A 12232-nucleotide genomic window follows, 5' to 3' on the forward strand; every position below is an offset into this window, starting at 1 on the left:
CCACCGGGTCGCGGATGGACTTCAGCATGAGAACTGTCAATTTCGCCCATCATCATATTCAAGAGGTCGGCGAACTCATTGCGGGTGCTTACTCCTTCGAGAAGAGGCTCATAATGAGCGCGAATGGCAGCCCAGTCGCGACCGTGGAAGTTGGCATCATAATACCAGCGGTTGATCCCAGACCAGTACTGCGCAAAGGCAGCTTTCAATTCGAGGCGAGCATCTACCTGCCAGTTGGCAACAAACTTAACCTCTGAAAGGTTGTATTTGTCCAGATCCATCATCCACATCTTTCTTCCGGCAATCAGCATGGCCCGCTTTCCGTCGGGTAACACACGCATGAGCGAAATATCGCCCCTGGTAGTGCGTCGTTTGCTGTCCTTGCCATCGAATGTGAGTGACCATACATCGCCATTATTGATGTAGATAATCGTTCCGTCAGACAGGATGTTGAGGTCGCCGCTTGGATTTAGCCCATTGTGCTTGCGGATGCGCAAGTTGATATCTTCAAAGTCAATATCAACTTTGACGGCCGCATTATCTTTGGGCATATCGAGCTTCATTTCGAGATCAGCGACTACTGCAGGTTCTCTCTTAAGAGGAACGACATAGAGGCCGAAACCCTGACGATCTCCCTGGAAGAAAAGATATTTCCCATCGGGTGACCATTTCACTTGACTGTGATTAGTCTTAAGGCGAGTGATGTTGACCGCAGCGCCGCCTTTAACCGGCGATATCCAGACATCAGCGATATTATTAGCTGCAGTGTTGATATATGCCACCCACTTCATATCCGGAGAAAAGGTGAACTCAGTCTGCATCCCTTGCCAACTGCCGGTTCCAGGGATGTCCAGAACCTTGACGGCAGTTCCACCTTCGATAGGCATCATATAAAGGCCTTCGTCGCAGACCCAGAAGGCAACTTTTTTGTCATCCGGCGTGATCTGCGGGTTGAACACATCGCCGCTTGCCTTGAAGCGCAACTTCACTTCCTGCGTTTCTGGGTTCATTTCAAACAGACTAAGCGGTCCTTCTCGATCGGAGACGAAGAAGATTTTCTTGCCATCTTTCGTCCAATTGAAGTCACCATCCCACCCCGCGTTATCGGTCAGTCGAGTTGCATCATCGGGATTGCGCTTTTTTGACTTTTCGACAGGGACTGTCCAGAGGTCGCTGTTAACTCGGAAGAGAATTGTTTTGCCGTCGGACGATGGTTCCGCTTCTTCGACGCCTTCGGTAACGGTTTCACGGTGCAAGCTATTTTCTTTGTCATCAGTTGCCGCAAAAATCGCGAGTTTGACAGGTTCTTTGGCGCCTTTTTTAAGAAGATAGATGCTGTCGTAATACTCAAAAACAATATCACCGGTTTGGCGAGCAACCGATGGCCACTTCACCGAATCGCCTACGAATTTCGTAATCTGTCGCCCACGTCCATTTAGATCGAATGCCCATAAATTGGGGGTTCGAGCAGCGTTGTCAACGTTTTTGGTTGGTTTTTCGAAGAAGTTGGCCTTCGTCGGTGTGGCTTGACCGGTGGCAACACTGATTATCGTGCGTCCATCCGGTAGGAACTTTGGCCAAAGGTGCTGACCATCTGTTTTTGTGACTTCGTGTCGTTTGCCGGTTTCACGTGCGATGGTCCATATTTGAGCTGACGCTGAACCACGATAACGCGGGCGTATCCAAGGGAAGCCATACTTTTGGTAGGTAACATTTTTGCCATCAAGAGAATAAGATGCGTACGTTGCCCCTTTAAATTCCGTGCCTACCACATAGGTTCGGAGCGTATTTACGTCTATTTCATACATTGCGAGGTCTGGGACATCACGATAGGCGCTGAAGATAATTCGCTTTCCGTCCGGCGACCAGTCGGTTGCTCGTTCATCGCTTCCGTGAAAAGTCATCTGCCTAGGTGTGCCGCCTTCTGTCGGAACAATGAAGGCATCATAGTTGCCAGTTCTTAACGAGCTGAATGCGATCCACTGCCCGTCAGGTGAAAAAATAGGAATTGTATCCTGCTCGACATTATCAGTAAGGCGAACAGCGTGTCCGCCAGATGAAGGAACTGTCCAAATATCGCCTTGATAAACAAAGGCGATCATCTTCCCATCAGAACTGATAGCCGGTTTGCGAGGTGAGATAATCGGCTTTTCAGACGGTGTATCAAGCTGCGCAAAAGCGATTCCTATGGTTAATATGATAAGAATAAATACAGGGATACTCAATTTCGGCTTAAACATTTTAATACCTTCCTATTTAACAGACAACTTTTACTTTTGAAGTTTCTTCATTAAGACATCGACAGCAGCTTCGAGCTGTGGATCTCTGCCTGCTTTCCAATCCTCGTAAGTTACGTCGACATAGATGTCCGGTTTTTCACCGTCATTTTCTATTGTGGTACCGTCTAGTCGATAGGAACCGGCAATCGGTAAACGAGCGCCTGCGCCTGAACCCTCGAGTAGTGGGAAGCCGGTTGTCCAGATTACTGAACCAGATGTCGGCATTCCAACGATTGTCGCCAATCCCGTTTGCTTCATGAGATAGGTGAAAAGCTCGGCATCCGAGAAGACAGGTTCGGCGATAACCACTGCCATCGGTTTAGCCCATGAGCGAACAGGAGTTTGTATAGGTTTGGAGTGTCGAGCGGTTGAATAGCCATAGGGTTTAATCGCCAAATAGCTCACGATAGTGTCCGCCACATAACCGCCGCCGTTGAAGCGGACATCAATAATAGCGGCATCCTTACCTACTACTCGTTCGTAAAATTCACGTTCAAAGAGTATAAGACCGTCTTCACCCATTGATGGAATATGCAGATAAGCAATGCGACCACCGCTGCGCTCATCGACTAGCATTCGGGCGCGTTTCATATTGTTCTGATAAGGGACCGGTCCCCAACCGCCAGGATCTTTATAAGTGACTTTACGCGCGCCTTCTTTGACGGGCTTGCTATTGACCAACAGCTCCAAGTCTTTGCCGGAGTAGTCGTTAAGCATCAGGAATAGATTCTCATCAGTCTGCACCGGGTGCCCGTTGACTTCGAGCACGAATTCGCCGGGGGTTAGCTTGGTTTTCTCATATGAACCAGGAGATCCATCAGGAACTTCCAATATTCGAAGGCCAGGGCCATCGTAGTTGTAATCAAAGTAGAACCCAAGCGTTGCGGTTGAGGGAGGAGTTGGCTCGCCGCCACCAGCGCCGGCTTCCGCATGGGAGGCATCGAGTTCGGCAAGCATTGAAAACAACAGTTCTCCGAACTCAACTCTCGTCCCCATCCAAGGTAGCAAGTCTACATATTTCTTTAGAATGGCATTCCAATCGCGTCCTTGGAAATTTTCATCATAGAAGCTGCGGTTATAGCCTCGCCATAGCTGGTTGAGCGTTGCCATGCGCACTTGCAGGGTGTCATATTGCCAATTGCCGGCAAAAGCGATTTGTTCAAGGCTGTTCTTATCCAAACTGAGTGTTTGAATAGCGCCGTTCTTAGTTAAAATCAGCTTTTTCCCATCCGGCATGACGTGAAGGGAAGTGACATCGCCGTCTTTGGTTAGGCGCTTTGTGTCTTTGCCATCAAAGGAAGTTGACCAGGTGTTGCCGTCAGAGATGAAATATAGCGTGCCGTCGGCGCCGACAGTCAGGCTATTGTCTGAGCTTTGCGAAGTTAGTCTTCTGACGCGCAGTTCGATATCGGTAAAATCAATCTCGACCTTAACCGGCGCGTTATCTTTGGGCATGTCAAGCTTTAATTCGATGTCCTCAACCGTCGCTTCCTCACGCTTTAAAGGAACCAAAAAGACGCCCCATCCGCCATGATCTCCTACGAAGTAAAGATACTTGCCATCAGGTGACCATACCGGTTGCAAGTGGACGTTATTGTATTTTGTAATGTTAAAGGGTTTGCCGTCTTGCAGGGAGGCGATCCAGACGTCAATAGCTCCAAATTCGCCTAAAGTTGTAAAGGCGACCCATTGCGAATCAGGTGAAATCGAGAAAGCGAACTTATCTTCTGCTTTTATGCCTATCTCGGGACGATCGACCGCTTTAACGGCATCTCCGCCTTCAACCGGTATCGTATAAATCCCTTCGTCTGTCACAAAGAATGCGATCCGTTTGCCATCGGGTGTGACTTGCGGGCTAAAGATATCGCCTTCCTTTTTAAACATTCGCTTGATAGCCTGAGTTTGTATATCAAGCTCGAATAGACTTAAAGGACCTTCGCGATCGGAGACGAAGAATACCTTTTTGCTATCTTTTGACCAGCAGAAATCGCCATCATAGCCGGGATTGTTCGTAAGGCGAGTGGCCTCATCGGCATTGCGCTTTTTGGACTTCTCGACAGGGATGCTCCAAAGCTCGCTTTTACTGCTGAAGACGATAGTTTTTCCATCAGGCGAGACTTGCGCGTCCGAAGCGCCATTCCTGACGACTTCTCTTCTAAGGGTATTCTCCTTGTCATCGCCGGGCGCATATATCGTTACCTTGACGGGTTCCTTAGAACCTTTCTTTAGGAGATAAATGCTGTCGAAGTATTCAAAGGCTATATCCCCCGTGTTGCGAGCAACTGAAGGCCATCGGACAGAGTCGCCGACGAACTGGGTCAATTGGCGGCTATTGCCTTCGAAGTCGAATGCCCATAGGTTAGGGGTTCGGAGAGGATTATCAACAAACTTAGTCGGTTTCTCGCCGAGCTTTCGGGTGGAAGGAGTAAGTTCCCCTGTTGCCATGCAGATGACAGTCTTGTTATCGGGTAAGAATTTCGGCCAAAGGTGCTGTCTCTCATCTTTTGAAAGCTGCTGTCTCTTGCTGGTTGCAAGATCAATAACAACCACTTGCCCAATAGCTGAACCGTTAGCGCGGGGTCGTTGCCATGTTCGGCCTTTGCGGCTAATCACCAGCTTTTTACCATCAGGCGAAAAAGAGGGGCAGGTCACTTTGTAGAAATCGTCAGCTATCTTACGATACTTGAGAGTCTTGATATCGGTAATGAAAAATCCCACATCGGGTCTATCACGAGAGCCGATAAAGAGAATGGATTTGCCATCGGGTGACCAATCAGCTGCGGTCTCATTTTCACCGCTAAAAGTAATTTGCCGCGGATTTCCACCGGTTGAGGGCATGACAAAGATATCCGCGTTTCCGTTACGATAGGAAGTGAATGCAATCCAGTTCCCATCGGGAGAGAAGATCGGCTCGGTATCTTGTTCGACGTTATCCGTCAGCCGAAATGCACGGCCGCCTGAAGAGGGCACTACCCAGATATCGCCTTTATAAACAAAGGCGAATTTGCTCCCATCTGGACTAAGCGCTGGCCTGCGAGCGCATCTTATAGAATCATTCGTTGGTTTATCTAATTGGGAATAAGCCGCTCCAATGGCAAGCAATGCAATTATCAACCCAAACAAAGTCTTACTGAGCATCTTTTTAACTACCATGAATACCTCATCTATATGGTTGTCCCAACCCCAAAGGGGTTACATGTTTTCGAATTGCGTAGTGCGTATTACGTATTTCAAACGGGCCGATAGGCACGTCATTCCGAGCTTGTCGAGGAATCTTCCGGAAGACCCTTTGACTACGCTCAGAGTGACGTGTTCTAAGCACTACATACTACGCTTTAATTTCCAATCTTCTTCATCAAAGCGTCAACAGCGGCTTCAAGTTGGGGGTCGCGGTTGGCTGCCCAGTCGTCGTTGGTTAGGTCGACTTGAATGTCTGGCTTTTCGCCGTCATTTTCTTGCGATGTCCCATCCAAGCGATACATGCCAACGCTTGGGAAGCGTGCCCATGTGCCATCGACTAACGGGCCTGAAGGTGTTCCTATCACATAGCCTGGGGTTGGCATGCCGAGCACTACGCCGATCCCTGTCATTTTGATGTAATAGGGGAACATCTCCGCATTCGAAGCGCTGTTTTCATTAATTAATACCGCAAGTGGTTTGCCCCAAGAGTGATCGGGAGCCATGAGCGGCTTACTTCGACGAGCGGTTGTGTAAGCCCACGGTTTGACCGCAAGCCAGTCAACAATTGAACCGGCAACATAACCGCCGCCATTGAAGCGAACGTCAATAATCATCGCTTCTTTTCCTGAACCCGCTGCATAAAACTCATGCTCGAAATGTCCCAACTCGTCATAACCCATCGACGGAAGGTGCATATAACCAATCTTCCCGCCGCTTCGTTTCTCGACCAGTTGGCGATAGCGTCGCAAGCGGTTTGTATAGTTGATAACCCACAACTCGCCGCCGTTCAATCCCTTATAAGTGACTTTGCGAGCGCCTTTCTTTGTGGGGCGGTCGTTTACCAGGAATTCCAAATCTTTACCGGTCTTGTTTTTAATGATCTTATAGAGATTCTCGTCGAGTTGGACATCTTTGCCGTTGATCTGCAATACATATTCGCCGGTATTTAACTTGGCCTTTGGATAGGAACCTGGAGCGCCGTCGGGCACTTCTTTAATTCGAATTCCCGGCCCATGATAATTGTCGTCCCAGAAGAAACCTAATGACGGGAATTCATCCCCCCGAGGTCCACTACGAGCAGGACCAATCTCGGCGTGTGAAGAATCAAGCTCGCCAACCATCATGTTCAACAAATCACCGAACTCCTGATTGGTTGCTACTGCTTCGAGCTGAGGTTCATAACGTTTGCGGATTGCATCCCAATCACGGCCATGCATATTAACATCATAAAATTGGCGGTTAAGAGTGCGCCAGAGTTGTGTAATAGCTGCTTTACGCTCCAGTTTGGTATCACGCTCATAAGCTGCCGAAAACGTCACTTGATTGAACGAATTGTCTTCGAGCGTAAGCGTGTAAAGCGTGTTGCTTTTAATCACCAACAGCTTTTTGCCATCAGGAGTGAGTTCAAAGGACTGAACCCCTCCGCCGCTTGTGATACGCTTACTGTCTTTGCCGTCATAAGTGAACGATGAAATATCACCGTTGCCTATGCAATAAAATTTGCCATTTGGAGCAAGGGTTAGGCCTGCGCCGGAATGGAGTGAAATATATTTCCGAATTCGAAGTTCGATATTATCGAAGTCGATCTCGACCTTAACAGTGGATATATCCTTAGGTAGGTCGTATTTCATCTCGACATCTTCGAGAAGAGAATTCTCAGGTTTTAAAGGCAGAAGGTAAATCCCATCCTCATCACGGTTGCTTTGAAAGAAAAGATATTTCCCATCGGGTGACCACTGCGGCTGCATGTGATAGACGCTCTTTTTTGTTATGTTGACGGCTTTTCCGCCTTTAACGGGTATCACCCATAGGTTGACCGTGTATTGCTCGTCCAGAGCGTTATAAACCAGCCACTGCATATCAGGGGAGAATTCAAATTGAACTCCACCACGCCCCCAATCACCGGTACTGGGGAGGTCGACAAGCTTCGCTGCCTTTTTTGTGTCGAGCGGAATGGCATACAAGCCCTCATCCGCAACCCAGAAAGCGATTTGCTTCTTATCAGGGGTCAATTTCACCCCGAAAACATCACTTTTTGGGTTAAAGATTTTATTTACTTTGAGGGTTTCGATGTCTAATTCGAACAGGCCAATTGCCCCTAAGCGATCTGAACAGAAGTAGATTTTCTTTCCATCCGGCGACCAGCAGAAATCGCCATCCCATCCGATGTAATCAGTTAGGCGCTTTGCATCATCGGGATTACGTTTTTTAGCTTTTTCTACAGGAACACTCCAAAGCTCATTTTTCATGGAAAAAGCGATGGTCTTGCCATCAGGCGATATCTCAGCTTGATCGGCGCCACTGGTGAGGGTTTCACGGCTGACAGTGTTTAACTTATCGTCCGTTGGTGCATAAATCGAGACTTTGACCGGTTCGCTTGCTCCTTTTTTGAGCAGCCAGACAGCCCCCTCATATTCGAAAACAATATCGCCAGATTTGCGCGAAATCGAAGGCCATCTAACAGCGCCGCTGACGAATTGGGTGAGTTGTTTTGCATTGCCGTTCATGCCAAATGCCCAAAGGTTCGGAGTGCGCTTTGAGTTGTCAACAAATTTCGTCGGTGTTTCTCCAAGTTTGGTTGTGCTTGGCGTTACTTCACCTGTTGCGGTGCAGAAGATAGTGCGGTTATCACTTAAAAACTTGGGCATGAGATGCTGCCCACTGTCTTTAGTGATTTGGCGGGGTTTCAGACTTACTAAATCGAGTACCCATACTTGAGCTGCTGCTGAGCCGTGATATCGGGGACGATACCAGGGGAAGCCGTGGCGCACATAAACAACCAGCTTGCCATCGTGCGAATAGGCCGGATAGTTGATCCCTTTAAAGTCGCTGATAAGCTTATAAAACTTCATGCTCTTGACATCGATCTCATAGAGGGTTTTATCGAGCGTATTGCGAGAGCCTAAAAAAAGGATTCGCTTGCCGTCAGGTGACCAATCGTAAGGCACTCCTGCCCCGCTGATCGTAAGCTGTCGCGGAGTGCCGCCCTGAGATGGAACAACATAAATGTCAGTGTTGCCGGTCCTTTGGGAAGCAAAAGCAACCCATTGGCCATCGGGCGAAAAGACCGGCATCGTATCCTGTTCAACACTGTCGGTTAAGCGGATAGCGCGGCCGCCGACTGAGGGCACAACCCAGATATTGCCTTTATAGACAAATGCGAGCGTTTTCCCATTAGGGCTAAGAGCAGGTCGATGGGGAGCAATAATTGGTTTTTCGACTGGTTTTGCGAGCTGTGCCCATGCACTTAGAGCAAACGCTGATATAATGAATATAAATAAAAAGGGTTTAAACAATTTTATCTTAGCGATCATTAACTACCTTCTATGTATTACAACCGAATGGTCTGATAAAAATAAGACCGGACGGCGAACAGAGTATTTTTAGATTACGTATAACTGATTGAGGCCGAAATTCAGCATCATCATTGATGCAACAGTTTACCCTTTAACAGATACGAATGAGATATGTGGAATTCGCAAGATGCACATTCATTATTGTCAGCGCGCTCTGGCTTGCGAATGAAAACGTCAATCGCACACAATGACTCCTAGGGAGGACGAACAAGGTATGCACCTGCGAAAAAAAGACGAATGGTTTTGGCAAGTCAATACGGAATTTAATCGACTTGCAGATGAAATGCTTCGAAGCACATTCGGTCCTGCTTTAGCTACACGTCGTTTCTGGGAACCTCGTGTAGATGTTTGCGAATCGGATGGCATGCTTATTATTAAGGCTGAGTTGGCAGGGATCGATACGAAATCACTCCAGGTCGAACTCTCGGCTGACCAGCGCTCCTTGATTATTCGCGGAACCCGTTCCGAACAAGCAATAGAGCCTGAGCCGCGAACCCGATGTCACCATTTGGAAATTTATTATGGCGACTTTGAACGGACGATCAATCTGCCGGAAGTTGGGCTTGATAAAGACAATATTAAGGCAACCTATCAAAATGGTTTTCTACTCATAACGATTCCAAAGGTCACAACGAATTGCCTCGAGTCGAATATGAGAACTAATCCAACGGAAGAATAGAAGGCCCCGGGAAGGAGATGTGTTTATGGATTTAACAATGGGAACTTTAGAAGGTGATGAAGAAAGCACGTCAAGGATTGAGATTCCTGATGAGTTAAATATGCTTCCGCTTAGGGATTCGGTTATTTTCCCTATGTTAGTGGCGCCTCTTTCTGTGGGTAGAGATGCATCAATCCAACTGGTTGATGAGTCCGTTGTTGGCGGGAACCGAATTATCGGAGTGGTTGCCCAAAAAGACGCTAATGCAGAACAACCCACCTTTGCTGATGTCTATGGATATGGGACGGCAGTAATTGTTCGGATGTTAGGCAAAGTGCCGGAGGGCGCGCGTCTGATAGTGCAGGGGATTTCACGCATAAAAATAATTCAAGGTCTACAAGAGGAGCCTTATTTACGAGCGAGAGTTGAAGTAATTCCTGAGCCTGATATTCCTGAAGCAGATATGCTCGAGGTGGAGGCGCTTAAACGGCAAATCATCAATTTATTCGAACGGGCTATTTTCCTTTCACCGGATATGCCTGAAGAACTTCGTTCGATCACAATGACTATCACTGAGCCTGGCTCGATGGCTGATCTTATCACTGCTCATATGCGTTTGACAGTTGAGCAAAAGCAACTAATTCTCGAAACGATCCCAATAAAAGAACGCTTGCGCAAAGTTTTGGAAATGTTAAGCAGAGAAGTGCAAGTGTTGGAACTCGGCAGCAAGCTTCAAACTGAAGTTGCGGGCGAGATGACGAAAACTCAGCGCGAGTACTACCTCCGTGAACAGCTCAAAGCCATTCAGCGCGAACTTGGCGAGGGTGAGGATCGTGGAGAGGATATTGATGATTTACGCAAGCGAATAATCGAAGCGAAGATGCCCGAGGAGGCACAGCGTGAAGCTGAACGAGAGCTTGACCGATTGGCGCGGATGTCGCCAGGTTCACCTGAGAATACGGTTGCGCGTACTTATATCGAATGGATGATCGCTCTACCCTGGAGCGTGGCAACCGAAGATAATTTGGATATAGCCCACGTTAAACAGGTGTTGGATAATGACCATTACGGGTTGCCAAAGGTCAAAGAGCGTATTCTCGAATTCCTGTCGGTACGCAAGTTCAAAAAGGATGGGAATGTGCGTCAGCCTATCTTGTGCTTTGTTGGCCCTCCTGGTGTCGGCAAGACTTCGCTTTCGAAGAGTGTTGCCCGAGCGATGGGTAGGAATTTCATACGGTTATCGCTGGGTGGCATGCGTGATGAAGCAGAGATTCGAGGACATCGGCGCACCTATGTCGGGGCTTTGCCTGGTCAGATTATCCAAAGCATTCGACGAGCCGGATCAAATAATCCGGTAATGGGATTGGATGAGGTCGATAAGATTGGAACTGACTGGAGGGGTGATCCCTCGAGCGCGCTTCTTGAAGTTCTCGACCCCGAGCAGAATTTTTCGTTCAGAGACCACTATTTGGATGTCCCCTTCGACTTGAGCAAGGTGTTCTTTATTACCACAGCTAACGTGCTTGAAACAGTGCCGCCGCCGCTGCGAGACCGTATGGAAATCATCGAAATCAGCGGTTATACCGATTTCGAGAAACTCCATATTGCCAAGCAGCATATAATACCCAAGCAGATGACTGAACACGGTCTTACGGAAGAGCAGGTGATCTGGAACGATGATGCCGTTCTGTTCATGTCACGTCGATATACTCGCGAATCGGGTGTGCGAAACCTAGAGCGGACTGTAGCGGCTGTCTGCCGGAAGATAACGAGAAAATATGCGGAAGGGTTAGTCGAAGAGGTTACTGTCACTCCGGCAGTTGTTGAGGAGTTCTTAGGTTTACCACGATATCCCGAAGATGCGGCGGTTGAGCGCGAATTGGCGCCGGGTGTTGCTGTCGGATTAGCCTGGACCCCCTCTGGCGGTGATGTTTTATTTATCGAATCCACCCTGATGTCCGGCAGTAAGAACTTGATTTTAACTGGTCAGCTAGGCGATGTGATGAAAGAATCGGCTCAGGCATCCCTTTCGTTCATTCGTTCTCATGCTGATAAATTAGGCATCGATCCGGGGTTCTATGATAAGCATGACATTCATATTCATGTTCCGGAAGGCGCTATTCCAAAAGATGGGCCTTCTGCAGGAATTACGATGACAACTGCTTTGGCAAGCCTGTTGACCAATCGGCGGATCAAGCCTCGTTTGGCAATGACCGGCGAAGTCACTCTTACCGGGCAGGTTTTACCGGTAGGCGGGATTCGAGAGAAGGTTATGGCAGCCAAAAGAGCAGGTGTAAACAGCCTCATATTGCCAAAGCGAAACGAAAAAGATGTTGCTGAGGAAGTGCCGGAAGAGGCCAAAAAAGGAATCACTTTCCATTTTGTCGACCGAGTAGAAGAAGTTCTGAAAATAGCTCTGGATTCAAAACCCTAAGTAAAGTAGGCAAAAGTCAGATTCTGGAACCCTCTCCTGACTCTAAGCAATACAAACTAAAAACAAGTTTTTAATAGGAGACGCCATGAATTTTGAACAACTGTATTATATGGGGGATGCTCAACTTAGGGGAGCGTTGCACGTTCGTCCTCGCACCCCTATAACAGATGAATTTGCACTTTTTAGACGAGAAGACATCCCGAGTGAACCCATTGTTTATGAATACTTTATGGGGGGAGCGCCAAAGGACTTAATTGGAACTACACTCGTACCGCTAAAGCTTTTATCCGATCGCGTCATTGATTTATTTCAAGAAAACCAGTTT

At 47.9% G+C, this 12232-nt stretch carries 6 protein-coding genes; 3 read left to right on the top strand and 3 right to left on the bottom strand.

What is annotated here, in order from left to right:
• The 3 genes from WCO51_04000 to WCO51_04010 all read right to left on the bottom strand — a co-directional run.
• Window positions 1-2240 (bottom strand): hypothetical protein (locus WCO51_04000; GenBank protein ID MEI6512421.1); only part of this gene is annotated, 2240 nt, incomplete at its 3' end.
• 30 nt (window positions 2241-2270) lie between these two features.
• Window positions 2271-5432, bottom strand: a complete 3162-nt coding sequence (locus WCO51_04005) for a S41 family peptidase (protein MEI6512422.1) — start codon at window positions 5430-5432, stop codon at window positions 2271-2273.
• 182 nt (window positions 5433-5614) lie between these two features.
• Window positions 5615-8773 carry a S41 family peptidase gene (locus tag WCO51_04010; GenBank protein ID MEI6512423.1) on the bottom strand — a complete coding sequence of 1053 codons (3159 nt, stop codon included), beginning with the start codon at window positions 8771-8773 and terminating at the stop codon, window positions 5615-5617.
• A 256-nt stretch (window positions 8774-9029) separates the two neighbouring features.
• On the opposite strand from WCO51_04010, the gene WCO51_04015 reads away from it, so the two are divergent.
• The 3 genes from WCO51_04015 to WCO51_04025 form a co-directional block, all read left to right on the top strand.
• Window positions 9030-9494 (top strand): Hsp20/alpha crystallin family protein, encoded by a 465-nt coding sequence (locus tag WCO51_04015; protein MEI6512424.1) that lies wholly within the window; start codon window positions 9030-9032, stop codon window positions 9492-9494.
• A 25-nt stretch (window positions 9495-9519) separates the two neighbouring features.
• Entirely contained in the window at window positions 9520-11907 is a 2388-nt protein-coding gene (gene lon / locus WCO51_04020) for an endopeptidase La (protein ID MEI6512425.1), read from the top strand.
• A gap of 85 nt (window positions 11908-11992) precedes the next feature.
• On the top strand, window positions 11993-12232 hold a 240-nt coding region (locus WCO51_04025), incomplete at its 3' end, for a hypothetical protein (protein ID MEI6512426.1).

Source organism: bacterium (assembly GCA_037131655.1).
GTDB lineage: Bacteria > Armatimonadota > Fimbriimonadia > Fimbriimonadales > JBAXQP01 > JBAXQP01.

Excerpts from the sequence above, each read along its gene's own strand:
- WCO51_04005 (MEI6512422.1), bottom strand. The coding sequence starts at position 5,432 with ATGGTAGTTAAAAAGATGCTCAGTAAGACTTTGTTTGGGTTGATAATT.
- WCO51_04010 (MEI6512423.1), bottom strand. The coding sequence starts at position 8,773 with ATGATCGCTAAGATAAAATTGTTTAAACCCTTTTTATTTATATTCATT.
- WCO51_04015 (MEI6512424.1), top strand. The coding sequence starts at position 9,030 with ATGCACCTGCGAAAAAAAGACGAATGGTTTTGGCAAGTCAATACGGAA.
- lon (MEI6512425.1), top strand. The coding sequence starts at position 9,520 with ATGGATTTAACAATGGGAACTTTAGAAGGTGATGAAGAAAGCACGTCA.